The following is a 17136-nucleotide window of genomic DNA, read 5'->3' as shown; positions in this document are numbered from 1 at the left end:
CTCCCCACAATGGGGAGGGAATGCTGCCGCATGCAGCTTTTGCTGTGAACCTGGACGGTTGCGGAGGTCAGCACCCACCGAGTCTCCCTCCCCTTTCTGGCGCAGCGTCTGCCGTAGTGGCGGCATTGCCGCCCGAATGATGCTTGCGCAAGGCGGCGAGGAAGCCGGCACGGGCATCGGGCTGTTCAATGCCGCGCGGCTCGTAGACATGGCGGGTGAAAAAGAAACCGGTCAGATGGAAGGCGTCCTCGAGTGCCGCGTGGTCCGCCCGCAAGCCGGAGCCGCGCTGCAGGAAGGCCGGCAGCGCCAGCATCTTGTCGCGCCACGGCGCACCGGCGGCTCGCGACACCGCACGGCCGGATTTCGGCGAGACATAGGCCAGATCCTGCCTGGCGCCGGTCGCCGCGCACTGGCTGAGATCGAGGCCGAAGCCGAGTTCGTCGAGGATGAGCAGTTCGAAGCGCGCCACCAGTTCCCCGGCGGCATCCGAATCGTCCAGATGGGCGATCATCACGGCAAGCGTCTCATACAGGCCGCCATGGGCGTCGCGCTCCGGCAGGAGCCTGAGATGCGCGGCCATGGTCTGCAGGCCGTAGACGGCGACTGCGCTGTCCATCAACCGGGCGGCATTCATCTCGATCGCCTCGGCCTGGAAGGTGCCGAGATGCTCGTCGAGGCGTGCCCGCCACAAAAGGTCGACGCGGTTGCCGGGCTGCAGCACCGGCTGCTGCTTGCGCGAGCGCCCGCCGCGCACCAGGCCGAGATGGCGGCCATGCGCACGCGTCATTACCTCGAGAATGGCGCTGGTTTCGCCATGCTTGCGGGTGCCGAGTATGATTCCCTCGTCGCGCCATTCCATGGCAGGAGCTTGTCACCGGTTGCGTGGCGAAATCAAGATTTTGGCGCGCCGCGTGCGATCTGTGCTGACATTGGATCCCCACACATCGTCGAAAGGCTCTGATCATGCGAATTTCCGGTGATCGGCCAGAACGTCGTCGATGACGCGGCGAGATCGTTCCGCCTCGGCCTGGTTGGCGTCGTGTCCGGCAACGGTGATCAGCGCTTTCCACAGCGTCCAGCCGCGGCCGCGCGCCCAGGTCGCTTCATCGACGTCGATGGCAGCCCGGAATGCCTCCCGGCTCTCGCCCTGGAAGAATGTCCAGGCGATCGCCAGGTCGCAAGAGGGATCGCCGATGCCTGAGGTGCCGAAGTCGATGATGGCGCTCAAACGGCCGTTTTGGACCAGAAGGTTGCCCCAGGCGACGTCGCCGTGAAACCAGACGGGCGACCCTTGCCAGGTGGCGGCAAGGGCCGCATCCCAGACAGCGGTGGCCGCCTGGGTGTCGATCTGCCCCTCCAGCGCCTGGAGTGCTTCCCTTGTCTGGTTGTCATACACGCTCGGCGATCCGCCGCGGAAGAAATTGTGCTGGCCCGCGGGCGGCCCGCCCGCCGGATCGATCCGCCGGAGCGCAATGAGGAACTTGGCCAGATCGACCGCGAACTGTGGGCGATCGGCGATTTCGGCGGTCTTGGCTGTTTCGCCGTCGATCCAGCGGTAGACGGACCATTGCCAGGGGTAGTCCTCCCCAGGCTCGCCCATCGCCAGTGGAACCGGGATCGGCAGCGGCAGAAGCGGCGCCAGCCTGGGCAGCCAGCGGTGCTCTTTTTCGACCTGCAAGGCATATGGTGCGGCACTCGGCAGCCGCAGAGTCATATCATTGCCGAGGTGGAAGGTTCGGTTGTCCCAACCGCCAAACGTCACCGGGCTCACCGGCAGATGCCGCCATTGCGGAAACTGCGCGTTGACCAGCCGGCGCACGAGATCGGTATCGATGGTCGGTTTTGGATCAGGCATGTCATCGTCTCAAACTGCCGGAGCGGCATTTCTAGACGATGAAGCTCAATGGGGAAACTCAAGCCCCATCTCACGGTAGCGTTCGGGGTCGTCGCCCCAGTTTTCACGCACTTTGACGAACAAGAACAGGTGCACTTTCTGCTCGAGAATGCCGGCTATTTCCATGCGCGCCGACTGGCCGATGGCGCGGATGGTCTCGCCCTTGTGGCCGAGCACGATCTTCTTCTGGCTGTCGCGCTCGACATAGATGGTCTGGTCGATGCGCACCGAGCCGTCCGGTTTCTCTTCCCATTTCTCGGTCTCGATATGCGAGGAATAGGGCAACTCCTGATGCAGCCGCAGATACAGCTTCTCGCGGGTGATCTCGGCGGCCAGTTGGCGCATCGGCAGGTCCGAGATCTGGTCTTCCGGATAGTACCAGGGGCCGACCGGCAGCGCTTGCGCGAGATAGTCGAGCAAATCCTTGCAGCCGGAGCCGGTCAGCGCCGAGACCATGAAGGTGCGCTTGAACGGCACCTTTTCGTTTGCTGCCGCAGCCAGGGCCAGCAGCGCCTCGTGCTTGACCCGGTCGACCTTGTTGAGGATCAGCACCATCGGCTGGCGGACGTCCTTCAGCCGCTCGAGGATGGCGTCGGCGTCACCCCTGATGCCGCGCTCGGCATCGATCAGCAGAAGCACGATATCGGCGTCCTTGGCGCCACCCCAGGCGGTGGTCACCATCGCGGTGTCGAGCCGGCGCTTCGGCTTGAAGATGCCGGGCGTATCGACAAAGACGATCTGCGCGTTGTCATGCGTGGCGATGCCGCGCACGATGGCGCGGGTGGTCTGCACCTTGTGGGTGACGATCGACACCTTGGCGCCGACCAGTTGGTTGACCAGCGTCGACTTGCCGGCATTGGGCGCCCCAATCAGGGCAACGAAGCCGGAATGCGTGGCCTCCGCTGCCGGAGGGAGATCTTCGCTGCCGGTCACGCCGCACTCCCTTGGTTGGCCCAGATGCCCTCGCGCATAAGAAACGCCGATGCCGCCGCTTCTTCGGCTGCGCGGCGAGAGCCGCCCGTGCCGCTTGCCGGCGCAAAACCGCCGACCTTCACGGACACCGTGAAAACCGGTTGATGTTCAGGTCCCTCGCGTTTCTCGATCGCGTATTCGGGCCTGACATCGCTGGTCTTGGCGATCCATTCCTGCAGGTCGGATTTCGGATTGGGCGGCTTGGCCACCACCTTTTGCGAGCGCGGCTCCCAGTAACGCAGGACGAATTGCCTTGCGGCATCGAGGCCGCCGTCGATATAGACCGCCGCGATCAGCGCCTCGACCGCATCCGCCAGATAGTTTCCGCCCGAGCCGCGCGAGCGCGCCTTCAAGGCAGCGTCGGCCCGAACCAGATCTTCGAGCTGCATTTCAATGCCGATCTCGGAGCATGTCCGCGCATCGACCAGGGCATTGAAGCGCGGGGCGATTTCACCTTCCGGCGCTTCAGGAAACTTTTCGAAAAGCAGGTCGGCAACGATCAGGCCGAGCACGCGGTCGCCAAGGAATTCGAGGCGCTGGTTGTTGCTGCTTGCCTTGACCGCACTGGAATGGGTCAGCGCGGTCTCGAGCAAACGGACATCCCGGAAGGAATGGCCGGTTTTGGCTGTCACCAAATCGGCCAGAGTTTCACCCGTCGGGCGCTTCAAAGCCATCAATTCACGAAATGGAACAGGCGCGACAGGCGCACCAGCGACGGCCATTTCCAGATCTCGAGCGGGCTCGCCTTCCCGGCGATCGAGAAGAAGACGATGTTAGCGCGGCCGACAAGGTTCTCCGCCGGCACGTAGCCGACGCTGAGGCGGCTGTCGGAGGAATTGTCGCGGTTGTCGCCCATCATGAAATAGTTGCCGGGGGGCACGACGAACTCGCGGGTGTTGTCGGTGATCGAATTCGGTGTCAGGTCGAGCGTGTCGTAGCTGACGCCGTTGGGCAGGGTCTCGCGATAGACGTCGACCGGCTCAGGCACTTCCGTGATATCAGGATTTTGGATCTGGCCGGTTTTCACACGAGGCACGCCCTGGCCGTTGATGAACAATTGGCCGTCCTTCATCTGGATCTTGTCCCCCGGCAGGCCGACGACGCGCTTGATGTAGTCGAGCGACGGATCCGGCGGGAACTTGAAGACCACCACGTCGCCGCGCTTCGGATCGGAACCCCAGATGCGGCCGGAAAAGATGTCGGGGCCGAATGGCAGCGAATAACGCGAGAAGCCGTAGGACCATTTGGTGACGAACAGATAGTCGCCTTCGAGCAAGGTCGGCCGCATAGAGCCGGACGGGATCGAGAAGGGCTGGAATAGCAACGTGCGGATGACCATGGCCAGCAGCAAAGCCTGGATGATGACGCTGACGATTTCGCCAAGCCCGCCGGATTTCTTCTCGGATTTTTCAGCCACGCTCATGTCGTCCTCGATTGTGCGTTGGATGGTATAGAGTCTCGGCGCGCGCTGGGCAACGTCAAGTCGGCGTTAGATAGCGGTCGTCTGATGCAATCAATGTGGCGCTTGTTCGGCGGGCAACGCCTCGATGATCACAAAGGCTTGAGCAAGCGGGAAATCATCGGTGATTGTGAGGTGGATCGCCGCTCTGTGCCCCTGTGGCAGGATTTTGGCCAGCCGTGCCGCCGCTCCCCCGGTCAGCGCCATCGTCGGCGCGCCGCTGGGCAGGTTGGCGACCCCCATGTCGCGCCAGAACACGCCCTGCGCCAGGCCGGTGCCAAGCGCCTTGGCGCAGGCCTCCTTGGCGGCGAAGCGCTTGGCATAGGAGGCTGCGCGGCCCTTGCGGCCTTCCGAGCGGACCTGTTCGACCTCGGTGTAGATGCGCTGGATGAAGCGCTGACCATGCCGTTCCAGCGACTTTTCGATGCGTCTGATGTCGATCAGGTCGCTGCCGATGCCGATGATCATTCCGCCGGAACTTCCCGTCCGCGGTGCTCGGCCTTATGCGCCCGCTCTGCCATGCGCTTCCTGCGCTGCTCGCGAAAGGCTGTCATCCCCCAGCGGGTGATACCGTAGAAGATCAGCCCGAAGATCAGGCCGAGCGGCACAGCGCCGATCAGCATCGGCTCGAGCACCGGATGCCACAGTTTTGCAAACGACAGCGTGTGCATCATCTCACCAAGATGCGCAGGCGGTCCGTTCTTGGGCAGGCGTTCATGCAGGATCAGCTTGCCGACTTCCCAGGACGCTCCCCACAGCAGCGGGAAAGTCAGCGGATTGCCGAAGAATACCGCGCCGAGGGCGGCGGCCACCAGATTGCCGGCGACTACCCAGCAGAGCACGGCGGCGACGGCGAAATGGAAGCCGAGCGGAAAGAAGGAGGCGAAAACGCCGGCCGCGACGCCGGCCGCGACCGCATGCGGTGTCGCCTTCAGCCGCAGGATGCGCTTGGAGAAATATTGCAACGAGCGCGAAAACGAGCGGCGCGGCCACAGATAGGTACGCACCCGCTCCAGAATGCCATCAGGCTTTCGGCGTCGAAAAAGCACTCTGTTCCAGTTCCCGGTTCGTCACGCCCAAATTGCAACCATCCCTGGCCGGGCGCGGTCGCTCCATCTTGCGCTTCGAGGGCGCAGAAAGGCAACAACGACTTTGATATAGCGACTGCCTTGCGGCGGAACAATGAAACGCCGCCGCGATGGTCTGCCGCAGGCGGGTAACGATGGTCTGCCGCAGGCGGGTAACAAGAGCGCCATTGGGGCGAAACTGAGGACAATATCGATGAAAGCTCCCTGACGACGGCAATGTCCGCGCGAAGACGACGCCGAGGCGGATAGACTATTCCCGATATTCGCTGACTTCGACCAAATTGCTGTCCGGATCGCGGAAATAGACCGACATCATCTTACCGCGGGCGCCGGTGCGCTCGACCGGGCCGACTTCGATGGCAACGCCGTTGGCTTCCAGACTGGCGCAAATCTCGGCAAGCGGCCTTGCGGCGATCAGGCAGAAATCGCCGGACCCAGGCATCGGCGTCTTGGCTTTCGGTTCGAAAGTGTGCGTTGCCTGATGCAGATTGATCTTCTGCGATCCGAACAGCAACCCCGTCGGCCGGTTCGGCTCGTCGAGGCGCTTGAGGCCAAGCACCCGCTGGTAGAAGGCGCAGCTGTCCTCCACCGAGCGGACCGTCAGCACGAAATGATCGATGCCGGCGATCATGGTGATGTCCCCTAAATGTTGCGGCTACCCGGCTTGATCGCCGGGATGGCGGCAAGTTCCGGCGGCAGGCGGTCGGCGGGATAGGCCGGCACCTCATATTCGGCAAGCGCGATCAGCGGCACGCCGACATTGGTCTTGCCGGCCGAGCGGTCGATGATGCAGGCCGCCGCCACGACCTCGGCGCCAATCGCGCGCAGGCAGTCGATGGTTTCGCGGATCGAAAGACCAGTGGTGACGATGTCCTCGACGATGACGACGCGCGATCCCGGCGCGATCTCAAAGCGGCGCAGCCTGAACTCGCCGCCTTCGCGCTCCACCCAGATTGCTGGCACACCGAGATGGCGCGACGTCTCATAGGCCGGGATCAGGCCGCCGATCGCCGGGCCGACGACGTAGTCGACCTTGCCCGGCACCGCCTTGCGGATCTTTTCGGCCAGCGCCTTGCAAAGCCGCTCGGTCTTGTCGGCATGCATGAAGACGCGCGCCTTCTGCAGGAAGACCGGGCTGCGCAGACCCGACGTCAGGATGAAATGTCCCTCCAGAACAGCGCCTGCCTCGCGGAAAATGCCCAGAACTTCGTCGGTATTCATAACTCGCCCCATGTCCATGGTGAATGGTGAATGGTGAATGGTGAATTGGTGAATGGTGAATGGTAGTGAGAACGCCTTCTTTCACTATTCACTATTCACTATTCACTATTCACCCATTCACACGCCGCGCATCGCTGACGCTCGAATTATCCTTGAGCTGCGACAGCAGCCGGTTGAGGTGCTTCAGATCCCAGACTTCGAGATCGATCAGCATTTCGGTGAAGTCGGGCGCGGTGCGCACCATCGACAGCGTATGAATGTTGGCGTCGTTGGAGGCAACGACCTGGGCGATGTCGGCGAGCGAGCCCGGCGCGTTGATGGCGGTGACCGAGACGCGCGCCGGAAAGCGCTCCTTGGTCTGCTCGTCAATGTCCCAGCGCACGTCGATCCAGCGCTCCGGCTGGTCGTCGAAGGCCTGCAGCGCCGGCGACTGGATGGGATAGATGGTGATGCCGGTGCCCGGCTGGACAATGCCGACGATGCGGTCGCCAGGCACGGCCCCTTCCGGCGCGAAACGCACCGGCAGGTCGCCGCGCACGCCGCGGATCGGCACCGCGCCATCGCGCGGCTGGTCCTTGTCCTTGCGCGCGGCTCGTGTGCCGGGCATCTGGAACAGCATGCCGGCGGCGTTGCGGATCTTCGACCAGCCCTCCTCGCGCTGCTTGGGGGCGCTGACGGTGACGCGCTCGTCCTTGTAGTCTGGGAAGACGGCCTTCATGACGTCGGTCGAGGCAAGTTCGCCGCGCCCGACCGAGGCCAGCACATCCTCGATGTCCTTGCGCGCCAGCCGGTGCAGCACCGGCTTCAGGCTTTCCTTGGTGAAGGTCTTGCCGGCGCGTTCGAAGGCGCGCTCGAGAATGCGGGCACCAAGACCTGAATATTGCTTGCGAATGGCGTTCTTGGTGGCGCGGCGGATGGCTGAACGCGCCTTGCCGGTGACCACCACCGACTCCCACGCCGCCGGCGGCACTTGCGCCTTGGAGCGGATGATCTCGACCTCGTCGCCGTTCTTCAGTTCCGTCATTAGCGGCATGATGCGGCCGTTGACCTTGGCACCGACGCAGGTGTCGCCGACATCGGTGTGCACGGCATAGGCGAAGTCGATGGGCGTGGCGCCGCGCGGCAGCGCAATCAGCATGCCTTTCGGCGTGAAGCAGAATACCTGGTCCTGGAACAGCTCCAGCTTGGTATTTTCGAGGAAGTCTTCCGGGTTGTCGCCTTCTGCCAGTTGCTCGATGGTGCGCCGCAGCCAGGCATAGGCGTTGGTCTCCTTCGAGATCGCATGGGCGGCGCCGTTCGTCTTGCCGCCGGTGTCCTTGTAGATCGAATGGGCGGCGACGCCATATTCGGCGATCTTGTTCATCTCGCGGGTGCGGATCTGCAGTTCGACGCGCTGGCGCGACGGGCCGACAATGGTGGTGTGGATCGAACGGTAGTCGTTCTGCTTGGGCGTAGAAATGTAGTCCTTGAAGCGGCCAGGCACCATCGACCATGTGGTGTGGATGGCGCCGAGCGCGCGGTAACAGTCTTCGACGCTGTCGACGACGACGCGGAAGCCGAAGATGTCCGAGAGCTGCTCGAAGGACAGCGCCTTGGCCTCCATCTTGCGGAACACCGACCACGGCTTCTTCTGCCGGCTCTTCACCCCGGCATTGATGGCATGCTTCTCGAACAGCGCCGACAGCGCCTTTTCGATGTCGGTCAGCACACCCTTGTTGCGCTCGAATATCTCGGCAAGCCGCGCGGTGACGGCGCGGTAGGCTTCCGGATTGATGAAGCGGAAGGCGATCTCTTCCAGCTCCTCACGCATGCCTTGCATGCCCATGCGCCCGGCCAGCGGCGCGTAGATGTCCATCGTCTCCTCGGCGATGCGCAGGCGCTTGGCCTCGGGCATGTGGTCGAGGGTGCGCATGTTGTGCAGCCGGTCGGCGAGCTTGACCAGCAGAACGCGGACATCCTCCGAGATGGCCAGCAACAGCTTGCGCAGGTTTTCCGCCTGCTCGGCCTTCTTGGAGACGAGATCGAGCTTCTTCAGCTTGGTCAGGCCTTCGACCAGCTTGCCCATTTCGGGGCCGAACAGATCGTCGATCTCGGCCCGCGTCGCGGTGGTGTCCTCGATCGTGTCATGCAGCAAGGCGACGGCGATCGTCGCCTCGTCCATGTGCATTTCGGTGAGGATGGCGGCGACTTCGAGCGGATGCGAGAAATAGGGATCGCCGGAAGCGCGCTTCTGGTGGCCATGCTTCTGCATGGCGTAGACATAGGCCTTGTTGAGCAACGCCTCGTTGACGTCAGGCTTGTAGCGCGCAACGCGCTCGACAAGCTCATACTGACGCATCATGGGCGGGTTCTCACGGTGCTGAAATGATTGATGCGCCGCACTGATGTACGGCGCATCTCATAGATAGCCACGAAACTCACGGGACGGAAGTGCCGGAACCATATTCCCGGCAGGTCCAGGGCAGCGATTAGTAGTCGTCGCTCTTTTCCGGGGGAACCAGGCCCTCGATGCCGGCCAAAAGGTCTTCCTCGGTCATGCGATCGAAGGTGACGTTTTCTTCGGCGTCGTCGGCATCGGTAGCTGCAACTGCGTTGCCGGTCTGGTCGGCGATCGCCTCGCCGTCGGCCTCGGGCTCGTCGACCTCGACATGCTTCTGCAGCGAGTGGATCAGATCTTCCTTGAGGTCGTCGGGCGACAGCGTCTCGTCGGCGATCTCGCGCAGCGCTACGACCGGGTTCTTGTCGTTGTCGCGGGGCACGGTGATCGGCGCGCCCTGGCTGATCTGGCGGGCACGGTGGCCGGCGAGCAGCACGAGCTCGAAGCGGTTGTCGACCTTGTCGATGCAGTCTTCAACGGTTACGCGGGCCATTGATTGCCCCTTTCATGCCTGGATTTGATGGAAAACAGGCGCGGTCCATAACCCGAACGCCGCCAAAATACAAGCATTATGGCGCCGTGGCCCCATCGGCTGGCGAATGCCAGTCTCTGGCGCCGGTGAATGCCTTGCCGGCAAAGCCCGCCTACCGGCGACGACACGGCTCCGATCACAATTGCTTGCAGTGCGCCCCGGCACCCTTGGATTGCCGTAAAACTGGCGCTATCTCGGTTGACGAAAGGTCAGCCGGTTTATTTACGAGCCGACCGATATAACGACCCATTTCGATTAGTCCGCCACCTATTTCGAAAAAGGAATATTGCCATGTTCGACCCCCGTGAAAAAATCGCTCTTTTCATAGACGGCGCCAATCTCTACGCCACCTCGCGCGCACTCGGCTTCGACATAGACTACCGCAAACTGCTGTCCAGCTTCCAGAAGCGCGGCTATTTGCTGCGCGCCTATTACTACACCGCTCTGGTCGAGGATCAGGAATACTCTTCGATCCGCCCTTTGATCGACTGGCTCGACTACAATGGCTTCAAGGTGGTGACCAAGCCGGCCAAGGAATTCACCGACTCGACCGGCCGCCGCAAGATCAAGGGCAATATGGACATCGAACTGACCGTCGATGCGCTCGAACTTGCCGATGTTGTCGATCACTATGTCATCTTCTCCGGCGACGGCGACTTCCGCACACTGGTCGAAGCGCTGCAGCGGCGCGGCCGCAAGGTCTCGATCGTCTCCACCATGGCCTCGCAACCACCGATGATCTCGGACGATCTGCGCCGCCAGGCCGACCATTTCATCGATTTGACCTCGCTGAAGAACGAGGTCGGCCGCGATCCCTCCGAACGGCCGGTGCGCAGGCCCGAGCCGGCCGAAGTCGAAGAGGAAGACTATTGACGGCGGCGGCCTTGGACGCCGCTCCCGAACCCGACCGCGACTGCCCGCTCTGCCCGCGCCTGCATGATTTCATCGCAGACTGGCGGCAGCGCGAGCCGTCGTGGTTCAATGCGCCGGTGCCGACTTTCCTGCCGCCTGATGGCGAGGACGCCGTCGAGCTGCTGATCGTCGGGCTGGCGCCCGGCCTGCGCGGCGCCAACCGCACCGGGCGACCGTTCACCGGCGACTATGCCGGCGACCTGCTCTACTCAACGATGATCGCTCACGGTCTTGCCCGCGGCGAGTTCAAGGCGCGGCCGGATGACGGGCTCGAACTGATCGGCACCGCGATCACCAATGCGGTGCGCTGCGTGCCGCCTGAAAACAAGCCGGTCGGCGCCGAGATCGCCACTTGCCGCAGCTTTCTGGTGCCGACGATTGCACGCTTTCCCAAACTGCGCGCCCTGCTGGCGCTGGGCTCCATCGCCCACCAGTCGACCGTCAGGGCGCTGGGCCAGCGCGTCGCCGCCTATCCGTTCAAGCACGGCGGTCAGTTGCCGGCCGGCGGCGTCACGCTGTTTTCCAGCTATCACTGCTCGCGCTACAACACCAACACCGGTGTCTTGACGGAGACGATGTTCGTCAAGGTTTTCAGCGACATCGCTGAGTTCCTGCGGACATAGTGCCGAGCACCTTCAGGGGCCTTGAGGCCCTTCCGGCACGTCCTGTCTTGCCTGTCCCGATCGGCGCTTGACACGTTTTGGGTCGTCTGCGCTGGAGACCGCCGTCTCGCCAGCCTGGTACGATCTCTCCTCCTTGTTGACTTCCAAACAACTATCAATAGATTGTCAGTATAATTGAGGGCGGGGGTTCTCGGATGTCGATTTCGGACACTAGCGGGTTTGGCTTGGAGCCAGGATTCGCAGAAAAACTGTCATCTCTTTTGGATATTTGCAGGGCGGCCGGATATGAATTCCGGGTATCACAAGGACTTCGTACTCCGCAGAAGCAGGCGGAATACTACTGCAGATGGGACAAACGGAAGCCGGCGGACATCGATGCCGCAGCAAAGAAGATGAAAAATGACGGCGCGCCTTGGCTGGCATCTGTTCTTTTGCAATATCGCAACATTGCCAGACAGGCTGACTGGCTGACCAGTGCCCTACCCGGTGCCGGATGGCATCAGTGGGGTGAGGCTGCGGATTGCTACTGTTATCGCAACGGCAAAATGGTGGAGAACGGGGGCGACCCCTGCTACAAATTCTACGCCGAACAGGCCGTCAAGCTCGGCCTGACAGCGGGCTACTACTTTCAACATCAAGACTCCGGCCATGTTCAGCTTCAGTCTGCCGCAACGGCTGCGAGCATCTATACATGGCATCACATAGACGAGACGATGAAATCGCGTTTCGGGGACAAGGACGAAGTCGCGCTTAGCGCGGGCGCCAAGCCGACATCCGTATCGAGTTCGGCACTTGTGGCTTTCACACCTTTGGCATTGACGGAAACCGCCGCCCCATCCGGGTATTACAAGGACGACACCGGAATGGTGCAAGCCACCTTAACACCTGCATTGTTCATCGACACGACGGGCACCAAGGGTACGTTGCGCGCGCTGGCCGAAACATACAATCGGGTTGGCGGGCTGATCGAAACCTTCGGTAAGCTGACCAGCATCGATCCGGTCGCAGCGCTCGCCGTGTGGTACGTTGAAAGTGGCGGCCGTAAATTCACACTCGGCCTGCCGGTGCTGCGGTTTGAAAATCACAAATTATTCAAATACTGGGGCGCGACAAACGTTGCCCAATTCGATAAGTATTTTCAATTTGGCGGACACGCCGGGATCCCCGGCGCCTCCCATAAGAATCACAAGTTCCGCGTTTCGACCAAAGACGCTTGGCAATCGTCCCATGTTGATGACCAGAGCGTCGAGTACAAAGCTTTTCGTTTTGCCGAAACGCTATCTTCACGAGAAAAGGTCTGCCTGTCGTCCAGCTTTGGTGGCCCCCAAATAATGGGGTTCAACCACAAGATATGTGGATACGCTTCCGCGTCGGCATTGGCGGACGCATTCGCTACAGACGAGCGATGGCAGGTCCTAGGGTTCGCGGATTTCTGCAAGTCGAACAATCTCATCGATGAAATTCGGAACAGGAAATGGCTAGACTTTGGACAGGCCTACAACGGCGACGGGGCAGTGTACGGTCCAAAACTGGAAGATGCTTACAATTTCAAGGGTAAACTAGCCAAATTGCCTCGCCAGCCATCTCCGGGCGGTCTCGCGGGAGGGCTTGCAACGGCTGGAACTCCGGTGCCGAAATCGCTGACGGTCGAGACGACTCCGGCCGCGCTGGGATCCGCATAGTTATGGCACCTCCTCACGCTACAATCCAAAGGCGTGCCGACCGAAGCGATGTTCGTTGATAGAACCTGCGGAGCTAGGTCGGGCTGGCGATCTCGGATCAAAATCCCGCCAGCGGTGTTGGTGGTCGAGAACACAAAGGCCGGTGCGCCGATGCCTAGGGCTGCAACCTGAGCGGCGAGCGGCTTGGAATGGTCGACGACATGATGGGCGCCAAGCCCAAGCACCCAGTCGCGTTTCGGGCCCCGATGCGGTGGCGATCACAGTCAGATATGGTATTCGTAGCGCTCGCGACAGGCTTCTTCACATTGAGGCGGTCGAACAACGCCTCGAAGGCTGTGATCGCCGTCGGCGGCAGCGCTGCCGCGTGCGCATAGCCGAGCGAGCCAGACTGGGCTCATCGCCCGCAAGGTCTATGCGCAGATGCCGCCGAAGGTCGAGTACAGCCTGACGCCTCGTGGCCGAAGCCTGGAGCCCGTGATCACCGCGCTGAAGGTCTGGGGCGATGGGAATGTGACGCTGGCGCCGGAGGTTTCCCAGGCCGCTTGAAGCGGAGGCGTGGCAACCGCTTGCGTTGGTCCGGCCCGTCTCACACCGGCAGCAGCGCGTCCGGCTTTATATCCGATATCGACGTATAGGTGTGCGTTTCCCTGACACCGGGCAGCGGCAGGATCACGCGCTTCAAAAAATCCTGATAAGCGGCCATTTCTGAAATGCGCGCCTTCACCAGATAGTCGAAGCCGCCAACGACCATGTGGCATTCCAGCACTTCGGGAGCTTTCGCCACCGCTTCGGCGAAACGGTCGAACACATGCGGCGCCGCCTGGTCGAGCCTGACTTCGATGAAGACAAGCGTGCCGCGGCCGATCTTTTGCGGGTTGAGCACAGCCCGGACCGCGGTGATTAAACCGTCACGAAACAGGCGCTTCACCCGCTGGCTGGTGCCGGTCGGCGACAGGCCGACACGGGCTGCTAGGTCAAGCGTCGTGCGACGCCCGTCCTCCTGCAGCAACCGAAGCAGGCTGCGATCGATGGCGTCGAGCTGATCGGATTCATGATTCACGTTTGCAGCGCCCATATCGCGTGACTTTCACTTCCACATTGCGAAAACAGCATATTTTGACGCACCATTTTCGACAATAGGCTGCGTTTTCAACGAAAGCCGTCTGGAGGAAGTACCCTTCCGCTGGCAGGATCGAGCGGGACAAGAATGCGCGTGACAGAGGACCGAAACACGAAGCCGGCAATCCTTGCTGGCCTGGCCATGATCGGCATCTACGCCGTGCAGTTCGTCGCCGCCCGCTTCAGCCTGCGGGAACATCTGACCGCGACCGATTTGGCAACGTTGCGCTTTGCCGGCGCCGGCATGGTCATGCTGCTGGTCGTCTGGAGAAACGGCCGGGCGACTGGCAAGGCATTGGGCTGGAGGCGTGCCTTGACGCTGGCGGCACTGGCCGGACTGCCCTACCCTATCATCATCAATTGGGGACTGACCTATGCGCCGGCAGCGCATGGTGCCGCACTTTGCCCTGCCTCGATCGTGTTCTTCTCATTCGTGCTGTCGCGCATCGCCACGAGGGAGAAAACCTCGCGCCAGCAAACCATCGGCGTCGCCGCCATCATCGCCGGGCTGATCCTGTTCATTGCGCCAGCGCACACCGGTGGCGGTATGAAGGATGTCTTCTCCGGTGATCTGCTGTTCATCGCATCGGGCGCGATGTTTGCCGCCTATGCCGTTCTCGTGCGGCGCTGGCGCGTCGATCCGGTTGCGGCGACCGCAACGGTGGTGCTGCTGTCATGCGTGCCGCTGCCGTTGCTCTATTTCTTTGCCCCAAGCGGCCTCCGCGCGGCATCAGTGGCCGAGATTGCCAGCCAGATCGTCATTCAAGGGTTTTTGGCAGGTGCGGCCGCCATGTTCCTGTACACCTATATCGTCCGGCAGCTGGGGTCGCAGGCGGCATCGCTGTTCATGCCATGCGTGCCGATCGCAACCGTGCTGATCGCGATGACGGTGCTCGGCGAGACGCCGACCCGCGCCCAGTTCGCCGCCATACTGATCATGGCCGCGGGGATGGCTTTTTCGGCTCTTTCCAGGCCTGTTCCCAAGCCTGCGTAAGACTGCGGATGCCAAACTCAAGGCCAGATGATTCGTTCAGGCGATGGAGGCTTTTGCGAAGAGAGCGATGCGGGCGCAGCAAATAGCTCGGCCAGCGTTTGCTGCCCACCCTGCAGGACGTTGAGATCGACATCGCCCTCGATCCCGTCGACACGGCCCATATTGTGGTACTGCCAGTAAATCCAGCCGTCCTCGCTCGGCTTGAACGCCAGCGAGCGCAGCCAGCGCTGCCGCACAGCCATCTGTCCGGCATAGGCGTCCTCAGCCTCGTCGGTCAGGTAGATGATCGCCGGCTTGCCGAACGCAGCTTCAACCGGTCCGAGGAAGGCCTGGAGTTCCGCGCTCAGCTGTTCCGGCGACGGGCGTTGCGGGCAGTTGCCGCCGAATTCGATGTCGACGACCGGTGGCAGCAGCGGCTGGTCGTGCGGCACCACCGCGATGAAATTTTTCGCCTGGTCGGCGCCCGGCCGGCAGAAGGTGAAGAAGTGATAGGCGCCGACGGCGAGGCCGGCCGCGCGCGCCTCGCGCAGATTCTTGGCGAAGGCATCGTCGACATGGTCGCCGCCCTCGGTCGCCTTGATGACCGCGAAGGCGACATCGTCGGCGGCAACGCGCCGCCAGTCGATCTCACCCTGATGATGGGAAACGTCGATACCCCTGACCGGATAGCTGTCACGATCCGGCGAGAAGGCCCGGAAATAGAAGAAGCCGCCTGCCCCGACAAGACCCGCAAAGACCAGACTGGCCGCACCCCAGAGGATGATCCGGTTCTTCAAGCCTTCCCCCATCGTGTTTTGCTGCTGCAGCTGTTCGAAACCTGAAAGCCGACGTCTGGCTTTTCTGGGACTGCCCGAGGTTCTAGCCGCGTTCCTTCATGAGCCGGCCCTTTTCGCGCGACCAGTCGCGCTGCTTTTCGCTCTCGCGCTTGTCGTGCAGTTTCTTGCCGCGGCCGACGGCAAGCAGCAGCTTGGCGCGGCCCTGGTCGTTGAAGTAGATTTTGAGCGGCACCAGCGTCATGCCTTCGCGGTCGATGCTCTGCGCCAGTTTTGCCATCTCGCGCTTGTTGAGCAGCAGCTTGCGGCGCCGTCTGGGCTCATGGTTGAAGCGGTTGGCCTGCAGATATTCCGGCAGATAGGAGTTGATCAGCCAGATCTCGCCGCCCTCGACCGAGGCGTAGCTGTCCTGGATGTTGGCCTGGCCCTGGCGCAGCGACTTGACCTCGGTGCCGGTCAGCACAAGGCCGGCCTCGACCGTGTCGAGCACCTCATAGGAAAACCGCGCCTTGCGGTTTTCCGCAACGGTCTTGTTGTTGGGATCGGCTTTTCTGACTTGGTTCATGATGTGGAGAGGTGGCGCCTCATCCCTAGTTTATCAAGCCGGCGTGCTTCATCGCCGCATCGATCTTCTCGGCGGTCGATGGCTCGATCGTCACCAGCGGCGAGCGCACCACGTTCTCGACCTTGCCAATTTTCGACAGCGCGTATTTGACGCCGCACAGGCCGGGCTCGAGGAAGATCGCCTTGTGCAGCGGCAGCAGACGGTCCTGCAATTCCAGCGCCTTGGCGCTGTCGCCGGACAGCGTGGCCTCCTGGAACTCGGCGCACAGCCGCGGCGCGACATTCGACGTCACCGAGATGCAGCCGACGCCGCCATGGGCGTTGAAGCCGAGCGCCGAGGCATCCTCCCCTGAAAGCTGGATGAAATCCTTGCCGCAGGTGGCGCGCTGTTCGGACACGCGCTCGACCTTGCCGGTGGCATCCTTGACGCCGACGATGTTCTGGAAGTCGTGCGCCAGCCTGCCCATCGTCTCCGGCATCATGTCGATCACCGAGCGCGGCGGGATGTTGTAGATGATGATCGGCAGCTTGGTCGCCCTGGCGACAGCGGCGAAATGCTCGTACAAGCCGCGCTGTGTTGGCTTGTTGTAATAAGGCGTGACGACCAGAGCGGCATCGGCGCCCGCCTGCTCGGCATATTGCACCAGACCGACCGCTTCCGCGGTGTTGTTGGAGCCGGCGCCGGCGACGACCGGAGCGCGGCCCTTGGCCACATCGATGCAGACCTTGACGACATGGCGATGCTCGTCATGCGACAGCGTCGGCGACTCACCGGTGGTGCCGACCGGGACGAGGCCCGTCGTGCCCTCGCCAAGTTGCCATTCGACGAAAGCGCGAAAGGCTTTCTCGTCGAAACGTCCGCTCTTTTCGAACGGCGTCACGAGCGCAGTAAGCGAGCCTCTCAGCATGTCGTCCAACTCCTTGGG

The 17136-nt window shown here is 62.3% G+C and carries 19 protein-coding genes and 2 pseudogenes; 5 read left to right on the top strand and 16 right to left on the bottom strand.

Features of this window, described 5'->3' with window-relative positions:
- Positions 1-67: 67 nt before the first annotated feature.
- From recO to rpoZ, 11 genes are all read right to left on the bottom strand, one after another.
- A complete protein-coding gene (gene recO, locus NKI64_RS14190) occupies positions 68-859 on the bottom strand; it encodes a DNA repair protein RecO (RefSeq protein ID WP_023692858.1) in 792 nt (263 codons plus the stop codon).
- 102 nt (positions 860-961) lie between these two features.
- Positions 962-1855, bottom strand: a complete 894-nt coding sequence (locus NKI64_RS14185; protein ID WP_352668443.1) for an aminoglycoside phosphotransferase family protein — start codon at positions 1853-1855, stop codon at positions 962-964.
- 45 nt (positions 1856-1900) lie between these two features.
- On the bottom strand, positions 1901-2827 hold the full coding sequence (gene era / locus NKI64_RS14180; RefSeq protein WP_023670243.1) for a GTPase Era: 927 nt from the start codon (positions 2825-2827) through the stop codon (positions 1901-1903).
- Positions 2824-3540 carry a ribonuclease III gene (rnc, locus tag NKI64_RS14175; RefSeq protein ID WP_023692856.1) on the bottom strand — a complete coding sequence of 239 codons (717 nt, stop codon included), beginning with the start codon at positions 3538-3540 and terminating at the stop codon, positions 2824-2826. The genes era and rnc overlap by 4 nt, the downstream gene beginning before the upstream one ends.
- Complete coding sequence (gene lepB / locus NKI64_RS14170) at positions 3540-4289, bottom strand: signal peptidase I (protein WP_023670241.1); 750 nt, start codon at positions 4287-4289, stop codon at positions 3540-3542. Before lepB ends, rnc begins: the two co-directional genes overlap by 1 nt.
- Before the next feature lie 90 nt (positions 4290-4379).
- Complete coding sequence (gene acpS, locus NKI64_RS14165) at positions 4380-4793, bottom strand: holo-ACP synthase (RefSeq protein WP_023670240.1); 414 nt, start codon at positions 4791-4793, stop codon at positions 4380-4382.
- The gene (locus NKI64_RS14160) at positions 4790-5374 is read right to left on the bottom strand and encodes a DUF2062 domain-containing protein (protein ID WP_023709783.1); all 585 of its coding nucleotides are present in this window, start codon (positions 5372-5374) and stop codon (positions 4790-4792) included. The genes acpS and NKI64_RS14160 overlap by 4 nt, the downstream gene beginning before the upstream one ends.
- Before the next feature lie 289 nt (positions 5375-5663).
- On the bottom strand, positions 5664-6044 hold the full coding sequence (locus tag NKI64_RS14155) for a VOC family protein (RefSeq protein WP_023702681.1): 381 nt from the start codon (positions 6042-6044) through the stop codon (positions 5664-5666).
- A gap of 11 nt (positions 6045-6055) precedes the next feature.
- Positions 6056-6634 carry an orotate phosphoribosyltransferase gene (pyrE, locus tag NKI64_RS14150; protein ID WP_023670237.1) on the bottom strand — a complete coding sequence of 193 codons (579 nt, stop codon included), beginning with the start codon at positions 6632-6634 and terminating at the stop codon, positions 6056-6058.
- Between the two features lie 109 nt (positions 6635-6743).
- Positions 6744-8975, bottom strand: a complete 2232-nt coding sequence (locus NKI64_RS14145) for a RelA/SpoT family protein (RefSeq protein ID WP_023670236.1) — start codon at positions 8973-8975, stop codon at positions 6744-6746.
- A 127-nt stretch (positions 8976-9102) separates the two neighbouring features.
- Complete coding sequence (gene rpoZ, locus NKI64_RS14140) at positions 9103-9504, bottom strand: DNA-directed RNA polymerase subunit omega (RefSeq protein ID WP_023670235.1); 402 nt, start codon at positions 9502-9504, stop codon at positions 9103-9105.
- A 330-nt stretch (positions 9505-9834) separates the two neighbouring features.
- On the opposite strand from rpoZ, the gene NKI64_RS14135 reads away from it, so the two are divergent.
- From NKI64_RS14135 to NKI64_RS14125, 3 genes are all read left to right on the top strand, one after another.
- The gene (locus NKI64_RS14135) at positions 9835-10416 is read left to right on the top strand and encodes a LabA-like NYN domain-containing protein (RefSeq protein ID WP_023670234.1); all 582 of its coding nucleotides are present in this window, start codon (positions 9835-9837) and stop codon (positions 10414-10416) included.
- Entirely contained in the window at positions 10413-11078 is a 666-nt protein-coding gene (locus tag NKI64_RS14130) for a uracil-DNA glycosylase (RefSeq protein WP_023727563.1), read from the top strand. Before NKI64_RS14135 ends, NKI64_RS14130 begins: the two co-directional genes overlap by 4 nt.
- A 194-nt stretch (positions 11079-11272) precedes the next feature.
- A complete protein-coding gene (locus tag NKI64_RS14125; protein ID WP_023727562.1) occupies positions 11273-12760 on the top strand; it encodes an N-acetylmuramidase domain-containing protein in 1488 nt (495 codons plus the stop codon).
- A gap of 113 nt (positions 12761-12873) precedes the next feature.
- Here NKI64_RS14125 and NKI64_RS14120 read toward each other — a convergent pair.
- A pseudogene (locus NKI64_RS14120) lies at positions 12874-13142 on the bottom strand (zinc-binding alcohol dehydrogenase family protein); the annotation flags it as partial.
- Between the two features lie 8 nt (positions 13143-13150).
- Between NKI64_RS14120 and NKI64_RS14115 the strand changes: the two are divergent.
- Positions 13151-13306 (top strand): annotated as a pseudogene (locus tag NKI64_RS14115) (winged helix-turn-helix transcriptional regulator); the annotation flags it as partial.
- Positions 13307-13346: 40 nt separating this feature from the next.
- Here the strand turns inward: NKI64_RS14115 and NKI64_RS14110 are convergent.
- Positions 13347-13835, bottom strand: a complete 489-nt coding sequence (locus tag NKI64_RS14110) for an Lrp/AsnC family transcriptional regulator (RefSeq protein ID WP_031261805.1) — start codon at positions 13833-13835, stop codon at positions 13347-13349.
- A 138-nt stretch (positions 13836-13973) separates the two neighbouring features.
- Between NKI64_RS14110 and NKI64_RS14105 the strand changes: the two genes are divergently transcribed.
- Positions 13974-14873, top strand: a complete 900-nt coding sequence (locus NKI64_RS14105; protein WP_245260711.1) for a DMT family transporter — start codon at positions 13974-13976, stop codon at positions 14871-14873.
- 17 nt (positions 14874-14890) lie between these two features.
- Here NKI64_RS14105 and NKI64_RS14100 read toward each other — a convergent pair whose 3' ends face one another.
- The 3 genes from NKI64_RS14100 to dapA all read right to left on the bottom strand — a co-directional run bounded on the left by NKI64_RS14100 (position 14891) and on the right by dapA (position 17118).
- Complete coding sequence (locus NKI64_RS14100) at positions 14891-15661, bottom strand: glycoside hydrolase family 25 protein (RefSeq protein ID WP_245260712.1); 771 nt, start codon at positions 15659-15661, stop codon at positions 14891-14893.
- Positions 15662-15731: 70 nt separating this feature from the next.
- The gene (smpB, locus tag NKI64_RS14095; protein ID WP_023687280.1) at positions 15732-16211 is read right to left on the bottom strand and encodes an SsrA-binding protein SmpB; all 480 of its coding nucleotides are present in this window, start codon (positions 16209-16211) and stop codon (positions 15732-15734) included.
- Between the two features lie 25 nt (positions 16212-16236).
- Positions 16237-17118, bottom strand: a complete 882-nt coding sequence (dapA, locus tag NKI64_RS14090) for a 4-hydroxy-tetrahydrodipicolinate synthase (RefSeq protein WP_023822747.1) — start codon at positions 17116-17118, stop codon at positions 16237-16239.
- Positions 17119-17136: the final 18 nt, after the last annotated feature.

The organism is Mesorhizobium sp. M0478, from assembly GCF_040321305.1.
Taxonomy (GTDB): Bacteria; Pseudomonadota; Alphaproteobacteria; order Rhizobiales; family Rhizobiaceae; genus Mesorhizobium.
The sequence above is the reverse complement of the archived record's forward strand: the minus strand, read 5'-3'. Positions and strand labels throughout refer to the sequence as shown.